The 16,066-nt window shown below is 72.6% G+C and carries 15 protein-coding genes; 7 read left to right on the top strand and 8 right to left on the bottom strand.

The features are described from left to right. Nucleotide 1: 1 nt before the first annotated feature. Complete coding sequence (locus tag NAMU_RS24160) at nt 2-808, bottom strand: enoyl-CoA hydratase-related protein (RefSeq protein ID WP_015749957.1); 807 nt, start codon at nt 806-808, stop codon at nt 2-4. Nucleotides 809-976: 168 nt separating this feature from the next. On the opposite strand from NAMU_RS24160, the gene NAMU_RS24155 reads away from it, so the two are divergent. Beyond that, on the top strand, nt 977-1,762 hold the full coding sequence (locus tag NAMU_RS24155; RefSeq protein ID WP_015749956.1) for a TIGR03084 family metal-binding protein: 786 nt from the start codon (nt 977-979) through the stop codon (nt 1,760-1,762). A gap of 121 nt (nt 1,763-1,883) precedes the next feature. Here the strand turns inward: NAMU_RS24155 and NAMU_RS24150 are convergent, their stop codons facing one another. Both NAMU_RS24150 and NAMU_RS24145 read right to left on the bottom strand, forming a co-directional pair. Beyond that, the gene (locus tag NAMU_RS24150; protein WP_015749955.1) at nt 1,884-3,533 is read right to left on the bottom strand and encodes an AMP-binding protein; all 1,650 of its coding nucleotides are present in this window, start codon (nt 3,531-3,533) and stop codon (nt 1,884-1,886) included. Between the two features lie 68 nt (nt 3,534-3,601). Further along, the gene (locus NAMU_RS24145) at nt 3,602-5,155 is read right to left on the bottom strand and encodes an MFS transporter (RefSeq protein WP_015749954.1); all 1,554 of its coding nucleotides are present in this window, start codon (nt 5,153-5,155) and stop codon (nt 3,602-3,604) included. 64 nt (nt 5,156-5,219) lie between these two features. Here NAMU_RS24145 and NAMU_RS24140 point away from each other — a divergent pair, with 64 nt between their 5' ends. The 3 genes from NAMU_RS24140 (at nt 5,220) to NAMU_RS24130 (ending at nt 8,284) form a co-directional block, all read left to right on the top strand. Then, nucleotides 5,220-6,641 carry an amidase gene (locus NAMU_RS24140; RefSeq protein WP_015749953.1) on the top strand — a complete coding sequence of 474 codons (1,422 nt, stop codon included), beginning with the start codon at nt 5,220-5,222 and terminating at the stop codon, nt 6,639-6,641. A gap of 150 nt (nt 6,642-6,791) precedes the next feature. Continuing rightward, a complete protein-coding gene (locus NAMU_RS24135; protein ID WP_015749952.1) occupies nt 6,792-7,799 on the top strand; it encodes a hypothetical protein in 1,008 nt (335 codons plus the stop codon). A 179-nt stretch (nt 7,800-7,978) separates the two neighbouring features. After that, on the top strand, nt 7,979-8,284 hold the full coding sequence (locus tag NAMU_RS24130; protein WP_015749951.1) for a DUF3263 domain-containing protein: 306 nt from the start codon (nt 7,979-7,981) through the stop codon (nt 8,282-8,284). A gap of 64 nt (nt 8,285-8,348) precedes the next feature. Here NAMU_RS24130 and NAMU_RS24125 read toward each other — a convergent pair whose 3' ends face one another. Beyond that, on the bottom strand, nt 8,349-9,251 hold the full coding sequence (locus NAMU_RS24125; RefSeq protein ID WP_015749950.1) for a CDP-alcohol phosphatidyltransferase family protein: 903 nt from the start codon (nt 9,249-9,251) through the stop codon (nt 8,349-8,351). Continuing rightward, nucleotides 9,251-9,976, bottom strand: a complete 726-nt coding sequence (locus tag NAMU_RS24120) for a phosphatidylserine decarboxylase (protein WP_015749949.1) — start codon at nt 9,974-9,976, stop codon at nt 9,251-9,253. The genes NAMU_RS24125 and NAMU_RS24120 overlap by 1 nt, the downstream gene beginning before the upstream one ends. A gap of 232 nt (nt 9,977-10,208) precedes the next feature. Between NAMU_RS24120 and NAMU_RS24115 the strand changes: the two genes are divergently transcribed. Both NAMU_RS24115 and NAMU_RS24110 read left to right on the top strand, forming a co-directional pair. Further along, entirely contained in the window at nt 10,209-10,829 is a 621-nt protein-coding gene (locus NAMU_RS24115; RefSeq protein ID WP_015749948.1) for a TMEM175 family protein, read from the top strand. Between the two features lie 31 nt (nt 10,830-10,860). Then, nucleotides 10,861-11,571, top strand: a complete 711-nt coding sequence (locus NAMU_RS24110; RefSeq protein WP_015749947.1) for a TetR/AcrR family transcriptional regulator — start codon at nt 10,861-10,863, stop codon at nt 11,569-11,571. Between the two features lie 63 nt (nt 11,572-11,634). Here NAMU_RS24110 and NAMU_RS24105 read toward each other — a convergent pair whose 3' ends face one another. Both NAMU_RS24105 and galE read right to left on the bottom strand, forming a co-directional pair. Next, on the bottom strand, nt 11,635-13,029 hold the full coding sequence (locus NAMU_RS24105) for a sugar porter family MFS transporter (RefSeq protein ID WP_015749946.1): 1,395 nt from the start codon (nt 13,027-13,029) through the stop codon (nt 11,635-11,637). A 254-nt stretch (nt 13,030-13,283) separates the two neighbouring features. Then, complete coding sequence (gene galE, locus NAMU_RS24100; protein WP_015749945.1) at nt 13,284-14,252, bottom strand: UDP-glucose 4-epimerase GalE; 969 nt, start codon at nt 14,250-14,252, stop codon at nt 13,284-13,286. A 240-nt stretch (nt 14,253-14,492) separates the two neighbouring features. On the opposite strand from galE, the gene NAMU_RS24090 reads away from it, so the two are divergent. Then, on the top strand, nt 14,493-15,323 hold the full coding sequence (locus tag NAMU_RS24090) for a putative protein N(5)-glutamine methyltransferase (protein ID WP_015749944.1): 831 nt from the start codon (nt 14,493-14,495) through the stop codon (nt 15,321-15,323). Nucleotides 15,324-15,388: 65 nt separating this feature from the next. Here NAMU_RS24090 and NAMU_RS30160 read toward each other — a convergent pair whose 3' ends face one another. Continuing rightward, nucleotides 15,389-15,904 carry a hypothetical protein gene (locus tag NAMU_RS30160; protein ID WP_015749943.1) on the bottom strand — a complete coding sequence of 172 codons (516 nt, stop codon included), beginning with the start codon at nt 15,902-15,904 and terminating at the stop codon, nt 15,389-15,391. Between the last annotated feature and the right edge of the window lie 162 nt (nt 15,905-16,066).

Genomic DNA, 16,066 nt, shown 5'->3' with positions numbered 1-16,066 from the left:
GTCAGCGCGGCTCGGTGACCCAGGCCGGCGGGCGTTTCTCCCGGAACGCGGCCATGCCCTCCTGGGCCTCCGGCCCGGCGAAGTAGCCGGCCGAGATGGTGGTCAGCGCGGCCAGGTCGGACCGCAGGTCACCGCGCGGCCGGCGCAGCAGCCGCTTGGTGCCGTCCAGCGCCCCGGGGGCGCCGAGCCGCAGCAGGTCCACGAACCGGGTCACCTCGGCGTCCAGGTCCTCGGCGGCCACGGCCCGGTTGAGCAGGCCGATCTCCACGGCCCGGCGCGCGTCGAAGATCTCCCCGGTCAGGAACAGCTCGTGCGCGGCCCGGGGCGCCAGCCGGGGCAGCAGCACCGCCGAGATGACAGCCGGGATGACGCCGATGCGCACCTCGGTGAACGCGAAGGTCGCCGTGTCCACCGCGACGGCCAGGTCGCACGCGGCCAGCAGGCCGATGCCGCCGGCCCGGGCCGGGCCGGCCAGCCGGGCGATCACCGGGGTGCCGGAGGACCACAGGGTCTCCAGGATGCGGGGCAGCTCGGTGACCCCCTGGTCGCCGGTGCCCGGTGCGGCCGACTCCTTCAGGTCCATGCCCGAGCAGAACACCGGGCCGGTATGGGTCAGCACGATCACCCGGACGGCCGGGTCGGCGATGGCCGCCTCCAGCCGGTCCAGCAGTTCGTGGCGCAGGCGGGCCGACAGGGCGTTGCGGTTGGCCGGCGAATCCAACGTCACGGTCGCGATCCCGGCCTGCACCTGGTAGTCCACCAAGGGGGCGGCGCGGCTGGTCCCGGTCGTCCGGCGGTCCTGGTCCACGGTCAACCTCGGTTCTGCGTCGGGGTGGGGGTCGATCTCTGGGTCGATCTCTGAGTACCCGATCAGACCCCACCCGCCGGCCGCGGTCTACTCCGGGTGGGACAGGCTGGCGATTCTGGGGCACGATGCGGACGTCGAGTAGGCGACCCGACGGCACTGGGGAGGGACATGATCGACAAGGCCGACGTCCTCGCGGACCTGGCCGCGGAGGGGGCCGAGCTGGACGCCCTGGTGGCGGCATTGCCGGCGTCGGCGTGGGCCACGCCGACGCCCGCCCCCGGGTGGACGATCGCGCACCAGATCGCGCACCTGCAGTGGACCGATGACGCCGCGCTGGCCGCGGCCACCGACCCGGAGGCGTTCGCCCGGATCAGCCGGTCCGCGGCGACCGACCTGACCGGGCTGATCGAGGCCGGCGCCGCGAGCGGCGCGGCGTTGCCCCCGGCGCAGCTGCTGGCCCGCTGGCGGGACGGCCGGGCGGCGCTGGCCACCGCGCTGGCCGCCGCCGGGAACGTGCGCCTGCCCTGGATCGGCACCCGGATGAGCCCGACGTCGATGGCTACCGCCCGGATCATGGAGACCTGGGCGCACGGCCAGGACGTCGCCGACGCGCTGGGCGTCGAACGGGTGCCGACCGGACGGCTGCGGCACGTCGCCCACCTGGGGGTGATCACCCGCGACCACGCGTTCGGCGTGCACGGGGCCACCCCGCCGGCGGAGCCGTTCCGGGTGGAGCTGGCCGCGCCGGACGGCTCGCTCTGGGTCTGGGGGCCGGATGGCCGGCCGCCGGACGTCACCGGGCCGGCGGTCGACTTCTGCCTGCTGGTCACCCGGCGGCGGCACCGTGCCGATCTGGCCCTGACGGCCACCGGCGCGGCGGCCGACCAGTGGCTGAATCTGGCCCAGGCGTTCGCCGGGCCGCCGGGACCGGGTCGGGCCCCGAGCCGCGACTGAGCGTCGGCGGGGTTCGATAGCTCCCGCGCGGATGAAGTCGGCAACACCGTGCTCAGCCGTCACATTCGAAGTCAGTTCATCCGCGCCGGGGTAGTTGATCCGCGCGGGAAGGGGGGCCTGGTCAGGCGGGGCGGATGGCCGCGGCCGCGCCCAGATCGAGCAGCTGCGCGGACTTCTCCCGCATCTCGACCTTGCGCACCTTGCCGGTGACCGTCATCGGGAACTCCGGCACGACGAGCACGTACCGGGGGATCTTGAAGTGGGCCAGCCGGCCGGTGGCGAACTCGTGCACGGCCTCGGCGGTCAGGGCCGGCGCGCCCGCGCGCATGGTGATCCAGGCGCACAGCTCCTCGCCGTACCGCTGGTCGGGCACGCCCACCACCTGCGCATCCAGCACGTCCGGGTGGGTGTGCAGGAACTCCTCGATCTCCCGCGGATAGATGTTCTCGCCGCCCCGGATGACCATGTCCTTGATCCGCCCGGTGATGGTCAGGTAGCCCTCGTCGTCCATGGCGGCCAGGTCACCGGTGTGCATCCAGCGGGCCGCGTCGATGGCCTGTGCGGTCTTGTCCGGCTCGTCCCAGTACCCGAGCATCACCGAATAGCCCCGGGTGCACAGCTCGCCGGGTTCCCCCCGCGGGAGCGTCCGGCCGGTGGCCGGGTCGATGACCTTGACCTCGACGTGCGGGTGGACCCGGCCCACGGTGGACACCCGGCGCTCCAGCGAGTCGCCCGCGCGGGTCTGGGTGGACACCGGTGAGGTCTCGGTCATGCCGTAGCAGATGGTCACCTCGGTCATGCCCATCCGCTGCACGACCTGCTTCATTACCTCGACCGGGCAGGGCGAACCGGCCATGATCCCGGTGCGCAGGGACGACAGGTCGTAGCCGTCGAAACCGGGGTCGGCCAGCTCGGCGATGAACATGGTCGGCACCCCGTACAGCGAGGTGCACCGCTCGGCGGCCACCGCGCGCAGGGTCGCGGCCGGATCGAAGCCGGGGGCCGGGATGACCATCGTGGCCCCGTGGGTGAGGGCGCCGAGATTGCCCATCACCATGCCGAAGCAGTGATAGAAGGGCACCGGGATGCAGACCCGGTCCGCCGGGGTATAGCCGCACAGCCGGCCGACGAAGTAGCCGTTGTTGACGATGTTGTGGTGGGACAGGGTGGCGCCCTTGGGGAACCCCGTGGTGCCCGAGGTGTACTGGATGTTGATCGGGTCGTCGGCCGACAGCTCGGCCTGCCGGTGGGCGAGCTCGGCGGGATCACCCGACCGGCCGTCGGCGACGAGCCCGTCCCACTCCGGGCCGCCGATCAGCACCACCCGGCGCAGGGCCGGGCACTGCGGCCGGACCGACTCGATCATGGCCGCGTAGTCCGAGCCCTTGAACGAGGGCGCCGCCACCAGCAGGCCGATGCCGGCCTGGTTGAGCACGTAGGCCAGCTCATGCGAGCGGTACGCCGGGTTGATGGTGACCAGGATGGCGCCGATCTTGGCCGAGCCGAACTGCACCAACGTCCACTCGGCCAGGTTGGGTGCCCAGATGCCGACCCGGTCACCGCGCCGGACCCCGGCCGCCAGCAGCCCGAGGGCGACCTCGTCCGCCGCCGCGCGCAGCTCGGCGTAGGTCCAGCGGCGGCCGGTGCCGACCTCGACCAGGGCCGGCGCCGCCGGCTGCGCGGCGGCGACCCGGTCCAGCACCTGACCGATCGTCTCGCCCAGCAGCGGCTCGTCCGAGGTGCCGGAGGCGTAGGAAGCAGCGGTGGTCATGAGCCCTCCTCGTTGAACGCTCTCCCCCCGATCCAACCCCCCGATCCAACCCCCCGATCCAACACCCGTCAGGCCGGTTCGGTGTCCGTCGTCATCGGAGCGGGTCGGCGGACCAGCCACCAGGACGCGGCCGCCCCGATCAGCGCGAGCCCGGTGACCACCAGGAAGGTCACGGCGTAGCCCAGGTTCGAGGCCTCCCGCGCCGGGATGAGGTAGGTCTGCACGTACTCCCCGAAATCGGACACCTTGAGTCCGGTCTGTTCTTCGCCGATGAGGATGTCCTTGAGCTTGCCGATGGTGTCGGGGTCCAGGTCGGGTCCGGGCGCGGCGTCCTGGGCGGCGTAGAACTTGACCAGATAGACCTGATGGAACACCGCGTACAGCACAGCGATGCCCAGGGCGCCGCCGCCCTGTTCGGCGGTCGCCGAGACGCCGGACGCCTGACCCTGGTCGGCCTCGGGAATGCTGTCGACGGTCACCGGGTCGTTCACCGTCAACACGATGGCCAGTCCGGTGCCGTAGGCGAGCAGCCCGGGCAGTAGCCACAGGTAGCTGTCCATGGACACCGTCGCCGCGAGCAGCACCCCGGACAGCGCCAGGACGAGAAAGCCCCAGGTCATCGGCGCCCGACCGCCCGACCGGTCGTACCAGCGCCCCGTCAACGGGGCCAGCAACACCATCGGCAGGGTCGTCGGGATGAGCGCCAGGCCGGCCAGGCCGGGGTCCATCCGCAGGTTCAGGATCAACAGCAGCGGGAAGATCAGGCCCAGCCCCATCTCGGCCATCCCGGCCAGCCCCTGGCTGACCGTGGCGCCGAGATAGTTCCGGTGCCGGCGCAGCAGGGCAAAGCTCATCAGCGGGTTGTGCGCGCGGCGCTCCCGCCGGACGAACAGCCCGCCGGCCACCACCGCGACGAGCACCGGCCCCCATACCCCGGGGCTGGTGAGCGGCCAGACCGCGGTCTGCGACAGGCCGAAGACGACCCCGACGAGGGTCACGCACAACAGCAGTGACCCGCTGACGTCCACGTGGGCCCGGCCCGTTCGCGGCGGGTCGGCGGGCACCGCGCGCAACGTGCACCACAGCACGATCAGCAGCAGCGGCAGATTGATCAGCAGCACCGCGCGCCAGCTCAGCAGCGAGGTGAGCGCGCCGCCGATGGTCGGGCCCAGGGCGCCGGCGATCGCCGCGGTGCCGCCCATGGTGCCCAGCGCCCGGCCACGGCTCTCCGGCGGGTAGGCCGAACTGATGATCGCCACGGTCGCCGGCAACATCAGCGCCCCGCCGGCGCCCTGCACCACCCGGGCGAGCAGCAGGATCCAGAACGCCGGGGCGAGCCCGGCCACGGCGGACGCGCCGCCGAACATGGCCGAGCCCAGCAGGAAGATTCGCCGGCGGCCGAGCAGGTCGCCCAGCCGGCCACCCAGCACCAGCAGGCCGGCCAGCGGCAGCAGGCTCGCGTTGAGCACCCACTGGGCCAGGCCCGAGCCGATGCCGAACGTACTCATGACGTCGGGCAGGATCAGGGGCACCGCGGTCTGGTCCACCAGGATCATCGCGTTGGCCAGCGTCATGCTGATCAACACCAGGCGCAGTGACGTCGCGGTTGCCGGTCCGGCCATGACGACCCCTCCTCATCCGATCGCCAATGCCCACGATGGGCATCGGCGACACGCGTCCCGCAAGATGACCATGATGAGTCAGGACCTGCACTATCTCGATGCGCGGGCGCAACTCGCCCTGCTGCGCAGCCGGCAGGTCAGCGCCCGCGAGTTGCTCGCTGCGCACCTGGCCCGGATCGAGGCGGTCAATCCGGCGATCAACGCGATCATCACGCTCACCCCGGAATCGGCGTTCGCCCGCGCCCACGAGCTGGACCAGGGCGCGGCCCGCGGCCGGTTCGCCGGCCCCCTGCACGGCCTGCCCATGGCGCACAAGGACAACCATCTGACGGCCGGGATCCGCACCACCTTCGGCTCCCGGCTGCGGGCCGACCTGATCCCCGACACCGACGACCTGGTCATCGAGCGGCTGCGCGCCGCCGGGGTGGTCACCATCGGCAAGACCAACATCCCCGAGTTCGCCGCCGGCGGGCACACCTTCAACGAGGTCTTCGGCACCACACGCAATCCGTACGACCGCAGCGTGACCGCCGGCGGGTCCTCGGGCGGGGCGGCGGCCGCGCTGGCCGCCGGGCTGCACCCGCTGGCCGACGGCAACGACATGGGCGGCTCCCTGCGGCTGCCGGCCGGGTACTGCAACGTGGTCGGGCTGCGGCCGAGCGCCGGGCGGGTGCCCGTCCACCCGGCCGCCGACGGCTACAGCGGGTTGTCGGTGTCCGGCCCGATGGCCCGCACCGTCGACGACCTCGCCCGGTTGCTGTCCGTGCTGGCCGGGCCCGACCGCCGCTCGCCGATCTCCCTGGAGGAGCCCGGGTCGGCGTTCGCGCAGGTCCCCGAGCGCGGGCTGGTGGGGGCCCGGATCGCCTTCTCGCCCGATCTGGGCGGCCAGGTCCCGGTCGAGGCGCCGGTGGCCGACATGGTCCGGGCCGCGGCCGCGGTCTGCGAGACCCACGGGGCCCGGGTGGAACCGGCCTGCCCGGACTTCTCCGGCGCCGACGAGTGCTTCCGGGTGCTGCGGGCCTGGCAGTTCGAGGCCACCTTGGGGGCCGAGCTGGACGCCGGCGCGGACCTGGTGCGGCCGAGCCTGCTGGCCAACATGCGGCAGGGCCGCAGCCTGACCGGCCCGCAGATCGGGCGCGCGGCGGTGCACCGCACGGTGCTGTTCCACCGGATGCGCGAGTTCCTCGAGGAGTTCGACGCGTTGCTGCTGCCGGTGGCGCCGCTGCCCGCGTTCCCGGCCGACGTGCAGTACCCGGAGGTGGTGGCCGGGCAGCCGCAGCCGGACTACCTGGGCTGGATGCGGCCGGTCTGCCACATCACCGTCACCGGTCACCCGGCGATCTCGGTGCCGGGCGGGTTCAGCCCGACGGGCACCCCGATGGGGCTGCAGATCGTCGGCCGGCACCGGGGCGAGCGCGCGCTGCTGGCGATCGCCCGCGGCTTCGAGACGGTGACCGGGCACGGCCGGCGGCATCCGGAGCTGTGAGCCCGCCCTGATCGGGCTGGCCCCGGCCTGAGCCGAGAGTGGTTGTGAGGCAACGCACGAACCCACAACGGGGGAGCGACCGCGGGCGTCTTGAATGATGCCTGCGGACCAGGCGACGACACCCGCCACCTCGACCCGAAACCGATACCCATGCCTGCACCACGCTCCACCCGGCCCGGCCCCGACGACCGCAGCACCGTCCTGGACACCCAGGTCATCGCCCAGGCCCGGCAGACCGCCGCCCGGCCGGCCACCGCCCCGTCCCCGGCCCGGCCGTACCCCTCGTACCCGCTCTCCCCGGCCGGGCCGGCGCCGATCGGCCCGGTCCCGCCCGGCGGCGACCCCACGACCAGGCCGGGCGCCCCCGAGACGGTCATCGCCGGCACCGACGAGGACGAGCCGCCCAAGCTCACGCTGTCCGCGACCCAGGTCATCGCCAGCATGTCCGCGGCGGTGGTCGCCGCCTTCCTCGGCGCCCAGCTCGGCGTGGCCGGCACGGTCATCGGGGCGGCCATCGCCTCGGTGGTCTCCGTCGTCGGCAGCGCGGTGATCGGCCATTCCCTGCTGGTCACCCGGCGCAAGGTCGCGTTGACCGTGCAGCACGTGCGCGCGCCCGACGCGGCCGACACCGTGCTGCTCACCGCCGTCGCGCCCGAGCCCGCCCGGCTCACCCGGCCGAGCCCGGCCGCGAGCCCGGCGCCCGTCCCGAAGGAGCGCCGCCCGGCCCGGCCCGGCCGGCTGCGCTGGGTGCTGGTCGGCCTGGCGACCTCGGTGCTGGTGTTCGCCGGCGCGCTCGGCGCCGTCACCGTGGTCGAGGCCGTCACCGGCGCGCCGATCTCGGGCGGATCCTCCGGTGGACTGTCCGTGCTGGGCGGGACGCCGGCCGGCGGCGGGTCGGACTCCGAGCCGACCGACCGCACCGACTCGACCGACCCGACCGACCCGACAGCGGCCGTGACGGTGACGACCGAGGCGACCAGCACCGCCACGGTGACCGAGACCAGCGCCCCCGGCAGCACGTCGGCCCCCGGCTCGACCGGGGCGACCACCGGCTCGTCGGCGCCGGCCACGTCGAGCACGCCGACGCCCAGCCCGAGCGCCGGGGCAGCCACCACGGCGGCCTCACCCACCGCCGCCGGGGCCACCCCGACGGGCTGATCGCGGACACGCCCACGCGGCAACCCGGGCGGCGCCGCTCACCGTGTTGAAATGAGCACGCCATCGGCCGCCGGGTGTTTCGGCTGCCGTCATGACTGTGTAGCTGTCTGTGGAGACGTTCGTGTCGACCGGGGTGTCGACCGTCGCGTCGACGCAGCGCCGATCCGGGAGGACCCGACGTGGATACCGCTGCCGCGCCGCAGCCGAGCGGCGACCGGGACCCGAGCGCCGGAGCCGAGCTGGGCCGCCGCGACCGGGACATCCTGGCCTTCGAACGGCAGTGGTGGCAGTACGCCGGGGCCAAGGAGCAGGCGATCAAGGAGCGGTTCGACCTGTCTCCGACCCGCTACTACCAGGTGCTCAACGAGATCATCGACAACCCGGCCGCGCTGGCCGAGGACCCGCTGCTGGTCCGGCGGCTGCGCCGGCTGCGGACCAGCCGGCAGAAGACCCGCTCGGCCCGCCGCCTGGGCTTCGAGGTCTGAACCCACGGGGCCGAACGGCTCCGGCCCGACGTGCGCGCCGGACCGGTCATGGGTCGGGCAAGGATCAGGGTTCGCGGCGCCAGGCGCTGCGCGGGCGCCGTCCCGCCCCGACCCCCCGACGGTAGGGCGCGGGCGATCCGTCGGGCAGGCGACCGGCCACCCGCTGCCGCCGCGGGATCCGCAGCCGGACCCGACGGCTGGACCGCCGCGGCCGCCGCCCGGCCGTGCGCCACAGCTCCGGGTGATTCTTGAGGTGGTTGTATTTCCAGATCGCGTACGGGATGTGCAGCAGGTAGACGACCATGCCGACGACGGTGACCAGCTCGGGCTCGTAGACCAGCAGCGCGACGCCCAGGACCAGCAGGATCAGCATCGGCACGATCAGCTGCGCGGGTAGCCGCACCGACTTGAGCGCGATGGTCGGCACCCGGGACACCATGAGCAGGCCGATGAACACGATCCACAGCGCCACCGCCCAGGGCGCCGCCCACGGACCGTCCGTGCCCAGCCGGTTGGTCAGCAGCAGCGGCGCGGTGACCATCAGGCCGCCGGCCGGCGTGGGCACCCCGGTGAAGAAGCCCTTCGCCCAGGGTTTGGGTTCGTCGTCGAGCAAGGAGTTGAACCGGGCCAGCCGCAGCGCGGCGCACACCGCGAACAGCAGGCACACCACCCAGCCGTAACCGCGGCCCTCGTCCCGCAGCAGCCAGACGTACATCACCAGGGCCGGGGCGACCCCGAAGGAGATGCAGTCCGAGAGCGAGTCCAGCTCGGCGCCGACCCGGCTCTGCGACTGCAGCCAGCGCGCGGCCGGCCCGTCTAGCGAGTCCAGGACGGCGGCCGCCCCGATCGCCCCGACGGCTAGCCGCCACTGCCCGTTCATCGCGAACGCCACCGAGGTCAAGCCGGCGCACAGCGCCAGCACGGTGATGGCGTTGGGCAGGAACCGCACCACCGGGACCCCGCCCATCAGCCGGTTCCGGCCAGGTCGGCCAGCACGGTCTCCCCGCCGACCGCCCGCTGGCCCAGCTGCACCAGCGGCCGGGTGCCGGGCGGCAGGTAGGTGTCCAGCCGGGAGCCGAACCGGATCAGCCCGTAGGTCTCGCCGGTGCTGACCGCCTGGCCGGCCCGGACGTCGCAGACGATGCGTCGGGCCACCAGCCCGGCGATCTGGGTGACCACGACCGGCACGCCCACCGACGAGTCGATCAGCAGCGAGTTGCGCTCGTTGTCCTCCGAGGCCTTGTCCAGGTCGGCCGAGAGGAACTTGCCGGGGCGGTAGGCGACCGCGCGGATCACCCCGTCGACCGGGACCCGCTGGATGTGCACGTCGAATACCGACAGGAAGATCGACACCCGGACCAGGGGGGTGGTCGGTAGCCCCAGCTCCGGCGGCGGGGCCGCCTCGGTGATCAGGCTGACCAGGCCGTCCGCGGGGGCGACGACCAGGCCGGGGCCGACCGGCCGGACCCGAGCCGGCGCCCGGAAGAACGCGGCCGACGCTGCGGTGGCGGCCAGGCCGGCGGTGGTGACCACCCGGCCGGCCCGGCGCAGTCCGAGGGTGCGCAGCAGGACGCGGGCCCCGAGCGTGGCGGCCGCCGCGCCCAGGACGATGGGTCGACCGCCGGGATGGATCGGCGGGACGGTTGAACGAATCAGCTCGACCATGTGGGAGCCGGGTCGTGGGTCGGCCATTGCGGGAGTCTCGCCTGCCCTTTCACCATCGGGGACGCTGCGGCTCAAGATTCCGCCCGACGTTCGGATGCGACCACGGTAGCCGAGGACGGCGGGCAAACCGTGCTCGGCACGTCTGCCGGCGCGCTCGTTCCGCAGTGATGCCACAATGACGCGCGGTGACGACGTGCGGTGACGACGCGCGGTGACGACGCGCGGTGACGTCGGGCAGTCAGGTCAGCGGGAGGCTTCCGTGTCCGAACCCAGCGGGGAGCTCTCCCTCGGTTTCGAGCGGATCGTCTTCTTCAGCGATGCGGTGTTCGCGATCGTCATCACCCTGCTGGTGCTGCCGCTCACGGCCGAGTTCGAAACGCCCGAACCGGACGAGCACCTGACGCACGTGCTCGGCGAACTTTGGCCGCACGTCCTCAGCTTCCTGATCAGTTTCCTGGTCATCGGGCAGTTCTGGATGGCCCACCACCGGATGTACCGGATGATCGACAAGTTCGACGGCGGGTTGCTCTGGCTCAACCTGCTGTGCCTGCTGACGGTCACCTTCATGCCGTTCCCGACGTCAGTCCTCGGCGCCGTGCAGGACGAGCACCATCTGGAGGTGGTGTTCTACGCCGCGGCGCTGGCGGTGACCAGCCTGTCCATCGTGGCGATGTGGCTGTACGCGCGCAGTCACGGGCTGCTGGTGGCCGGGCTGGACCCGGCCCGCGTGCACGGCTTCACCGTCGGCTCGCTGACCACGCTGGGAGTCTTCGTGGTGGCCATCGGCGCCGCCTTCTTCGGTTTGCTGGCGGCCGGAATCTGCTGGCTGGCGATGATCCCGGCGACCCGGATCCTGCTGCGGCGGACCAGCCCCGGGTGAGACCGAGTGTCAGGGCCAGTACCGTAGGCGGATGGAGACCACCGCGGGCGAACCGCCGGCCGGGCGAGCGGCGGCCCTGCCCCGGGTGAGCGTGGCCGATGTCGCCGTCCGGATGTTCGCCGAGCAGGGCTTCCAGGCCACCTCGGCCACGGCCATCGCCGAGGCGGCCGGCGTCTCGCGCAGCACGTTCTTCCGGCAGTTCCGGTCCAAGGACGACGTCATCTTCGCCGATCACGACGAGCTGCTGGACGCCATCGGCGAGTTCCTGGCCCGGGACCACGGCGACCCGTACTGGGCCGTCTGCGAGGCCGCGACCATGGTCTTCCGGCGCTTCCGGGACCGGCTGCCGATCGTGCAACTGCGGGACCGGGTGGTGCGGCAGACGCCGGAGCTGCGGGACCGCGAGCTGGTCACCATCAGCCGGTACGAGCGGCTGTTCGCCAGCCACCTGCGGCGGCGCCTGCCGCACGAGCCGCCGCTGATCGCGATCCGGTTCGCGGCCGTGGTGACGGCCACCCACAACTACGAGCTGCGCCGGCTGCTGCGCTCACCCGACCCGGTGGACGAGCAGGAGCTGACCGCCGCCCTCGACGAGGTGCGCGCCCTGTTCGGGGTGGGCCCGACGGCCGGCGCGGCCGGGTCGGCGCCCGACATCATGGTCGCGGTGTTCCCGGCCGCCACCTCGCCCGAGCGGGTGGCGGCCGTGGTCCGCGAGCACCTGACCGAAGCCCGCTCCGGCTGAGCGGCCCGGGCGTGCTCGCCCGGTGTCAGTCGGTCGTCGCGGACCGGTGACCGGCGACCGGTGTCAGTGACCGGCGACGGGGCGGCTCGGCGGGCGCTCGTTCGGGTCGTAGGCCACACCCAGCTGCTTTTCCATCTCCTCCAGCGGGACGCCCTTGGTCTCGGGCATCACCTTGATCACCCAGATCAGCTGGCCGATCATGCAGATCCCGAACAGCAGGAAGGCGGTGCCGCCGCCCAGCGCGCCGGCGATGCCCGGGAAGCTCCAGGACACGATCGCCGCGAACACCCAGTGGGTCAGGCTGCCGAACGACTGGCCGCGGCCGCGGATCCGGTTGGGGAAGATCTCGGAGATGAAGACCCAGATCACCGCGCCCTGACCGAAGGCGTGCGCGGCGATGAACACCATCAGGCCGACGAGCACCAGCACGCTGGAGAACCCGCTGAAGTTGCCGCTGTAGACGTAGAAGATCAGGGCCAGCCCACCCAGGCTGATCAGGTAGCCGATCGAGCCGACCAGCATCAGCCGGCGCCGGCCCAGCTTGTCGATGACGGTCAGGGCGGCCATCGTCGCGATCAGGTTGACCCCGCCGACGGCGACGCTTTCCAGGAACGCCGCGTTCTCGCCCGCGCCGGCCATCCGGAACACCTCGGGCGCGTAGTAGAGCACCGCGTTGATCCCGGACAGCTGGTTGAACGCGGCGATGGCGAAGGCCAGCAGGATGACCTTGCGGTGCTCGCGGACGAAGAACTTGACCTTGGGCAGGCTCTGGGCCGCCCGCAACGACTCGGTGACCTCGTCGATCTCGAACCGGGCCTCGGCGTCGCTGGAGGTCAGCCGGCGGATGTTGGCCACGCCCTCGTCGGTGCGGCCGACCGACATCAGCCACCGCGGGCTCTCCGGCACCGTCACCAGCAGGGCCAGGAAGATCGCCGCGGGCACCGCCATCACGCCGAACATCCAGCGCCAGGCCGACCCGGCGTCGACGAGCTGGGCGATGACGTAGTTGGACATGTAGGCCAGCAGGATGCCCAGCACGATGTTGAACTGCACCAGGCCGACCAGCCGCCCACGGTGCGCCGGCGGGGAGACCTCCGCGGTGTAGATCGGTGCCGTCACCGACGCGGCACCGACCCCGATGCCGCCCAGGAACCGGAACACCATGAAGATCGGCAGGCTGTCGGCCAGCGCGCTGCCCAGCGCGCCGATCACGTACAGCACGCCGATGGTGTAGAGCACCTTCTTGCGGCCGAACCGGTCGACCGGCCGGGCCGCGCCCACGGCGCCGACGATGGTGCCGATCAGGGCGGTGGCCACGGTGAATCCGAGCATGAATCCACCGATGCCGAATTTCGTTTCCAGGGCGCCGGTGGTGCCTGATATCACGGCCGTGTCAAATCCGAAGATCAGGCCACCGAGGGCGGCCACGATCGCACTGCGCAGGACCAAAGCATTCATGAGGCGGGAAGGTACTCGGGCGGGAAATGTCCATGCGCGCCGAGAATCCGCCCGGGTGATCGCGGGTGACATTGCCGCAGCGCGGAATTGAACACAGGGTCACCGAAAATCGCTGCCGGCCGGGCCATCCGCGGCCGTTCAGGGGGCCGCGATGACCGGCTGCGTCCACCGGGAGGGGAAATTTGGCGGCCCGTGGGCCACCCGGGGGAATGTGCGGCCCGCGTGGGGTGACAACGATGTCCGGGCCGATTCGACTACCGGATGGTCCGTCCGTCGGTATGGAAGGCCCAGGCGTCTTCGATCATGTGGGTGAGGGTGAGTTGCGGGGTCCAGCCGAGTTTTTCTTGGGCGAGGGTGTTGGAGGCGACGAGTCGGGCGGGGTCGCCGGCGCGCCGGGGGCCGGTGGTGGTGGGGACGCGCTGGCCGGTGACGGTTTCGATGGTGGTGAGGACCTGGTGCACGGAGTAGCCGTCGCCGCTGCCGAGGTTGGCGATGAGGTGGTGGCCGGGTTGGGCGGCGGTGAGGGCTTGGACGTGGGCGTGGGCCAGGTCCAGGACGTGGACGTAGTCGCGGATGGGGGTGCCGTCGGGGGTGGGCCAGTCGGTGCCGTAGATGGTCATCGGGCCGCTGGAGCCGGTGTCGGTGATGGCGCGCAGCGCGTTGGGGATGAGGTGGGTTTCGGTGGTGTGGCGTTCGCCGGCGCCCAGGGCGGCGCCGGCGACGTTGAAGTAACGCAGGGAGACGGCGGCCAGGGGGCTGGCGGTGGTCTGGTTGGTGATCATCATGTCGACCGCGAGTTTGGTGGCGCCGTAGGTGTTGCCGGGGCGGGTGGGTGCGGTTTCGGTGATGGGGATGGTGTCGGGTTCGCCGTAGGTGGCGGCGGTGGAGGAGAAGACGAGGGTGGGCACGTGGTGTTCGGTGATGGCGTCGAGCAGGGCGCGGGTGCCGCCGACGTTGGTGTGCCAGTAGGGGGCGGGCCGGGCGACGGATTCGCCGACCAGGGACTTGGCGGCGAAGTGCAGGACGGCGTCGTAGCGGTCCGCGGCCAGGACGGTGCCGGCGGCGGTGATGTCGATCTGGTGGAAGGGGACGCCGGTGGGGACGGAGTCGGCGTGGCCGGTGGAGCAGTCGTCCAGGACGGTGACGTCGTGGCCTTGGGCGAGCAGCAGGCGGGTGACGACGGAGCCGATGTAACCGGCGCCACCGACCACGAGGGCCTTCATCGGACCACCGGGCCGGCGTCGCGCAGCCGCTGGGCGGCCCGTCCCGTCGGGCTGCTCTCGTGGACCCAGGTACCCATCATCGGATTGCGACCCCCGCCTGCCGTGCGCGCGGCCCGCCGGCCGGCGTGCCCCCGTCGATGCAACCAGATGGCGGTTCGCTGGGCCAGTGATCCATGATCGTCCCGCCGCCGTGACGGGACGAACAACCCGTCCGGGTCCGGATGGGTGAAGATCGGTGGCATGGAGTCATCGGCCGAGCCGGGTTCCGCCGGCTCGATCCCCCCGGCCGGGGTGGTGGCGGCGCTGCGCGGCGCCGGCTGCGTGTTCGCCGAGCAGGAGGCGCAGCTGCTGCTGGCGGCGGCGGACGGCCCGGCGGAGCTGGCTCGACTGGTCCGGGCCCGGGTCGCGGGCACCCCGCTGGAGTACCTGGTCGGCTGGGTCGAGTTCGACGGGCTGCGAATCGCCGTGACCGACGGGGTTTTCGTGCCGCGGCAGCGCAGCCGGCTGCTCGTGCGGGCGGCCGTGGGGCACCTGGCCGGACGGCCGGAGCCGCTGGTGGTCGAGCTGTGCTGCGGCTGCGGCGCGATCGGGCTGGCCATCGCCGCGGCCGTGCCCGGGGTCCGGCTGCACGCTGCGGACATCGATCCGGTGGCGGTGGGCTGCGCCCGGTCCAACCTGGCCCCGATCGGCGCCGCGGTGTACGCGGGCGATCTGTTCGCGGCGCTGCCCGGCCGGCTGCGCGGCGCCGTCGATGTGCTCGTCGCCAACGCGCCCTACGTGCCCACCGCAGCTATCGCGTTGATGCCGCCGGAGGCTCGGGACCACGAACCCGGGATCGCCCTGGACGGCGGGCCGGACGGCACGCGCGTGCTGCGCCGGGTCATTGCCGGTGCCGTGGCCTGGCTGGCCCCGGACGGCGTCCTGCTGGTGGAGGTCGGGACCAGCCAGATCCCTCTGATCACCACGGCTTTCACCGCGGCGGGGCTGGCCCCTCAGATCGTCCGGGACGAAGAGCTCGGGGCCACGGTGGCTCTCGGACGGCCTGCGGCCGCCGGAGCCGGCCGCGCCTGACCGACCCGAGGATCGGTCAGGCGCAGCCGGCGATCACGCCGAACCTGGACCGGATCGGCGTTCGATCAGGAGGTGCGGCGGCGAGACCGGGTGCTGCTGGTCGCCTTCTGCGCGGTGTCGGCGGCGTCGTCGGCCAGATCCTCGGCGGTGTCGGTCGCCTCGTCGGTGGCCTTCTTGGCGGTGTTCGCGGCGTCGTCGGCCACGTCCTCGGCGACGTCGGTCGCCTTGTCGAAGGCCTTGCCCGCCTCGTCGACGGTCTTGTCGGCCAGCTCCTTGCCCTTGTAGGCCAGCTCGCCGGCCTTGTCGGCCGCATCCTCGACCCGCTCCTCGAGCGCATGCCCGGCCTTGATCGCCTCGTCGCGCAGGGTGCCCGACATCTGGCTGGCCAGCTCGGCCCAGCGGGTGAGCAGCTCGCGGTTGAGGTCGACGGCCCGCTGCAGGTAGTCGAAGTAGCGCTCGACCGGCTCGACGAAGTCCAGCGACGGCATGGTCACCAGGGACTCCATGCGCTCGGACATGGCCTTCGCGCTGCTCTTCCAGGTCTCGACGGTCTTGTCGGTCGCTTCGGCGTACGTGGTCATCGGTACTCCTTCTCGGTGGTGCTCGAACACGGTGGTGCTCGGACGGTGGTACTCGGACGGCGGCTCGCTCGACGGCGGGAATTCACGCGGAAAAGCTGGTGCCCGACCCGACAATGGGCGACCCGGCATCGAACAATGAACGAGGCGGGCGAGTGCGTGAGC

This window comes from Nakamurella multipartita DSM 44233, assembly GCF_000024365.1.
Classification (GTDB): Bacteria; Actinomycetota; Actinomycetes; order Mycobacteriales; family Nakamurellaceae; genus Nakamurella; species Nakamurella multipartita.
The sequence above is the reverse complement of the archived record's forward strand: the minus strand, read 5'-3'. Positions and strand labels throughout refer to the sequence as shown.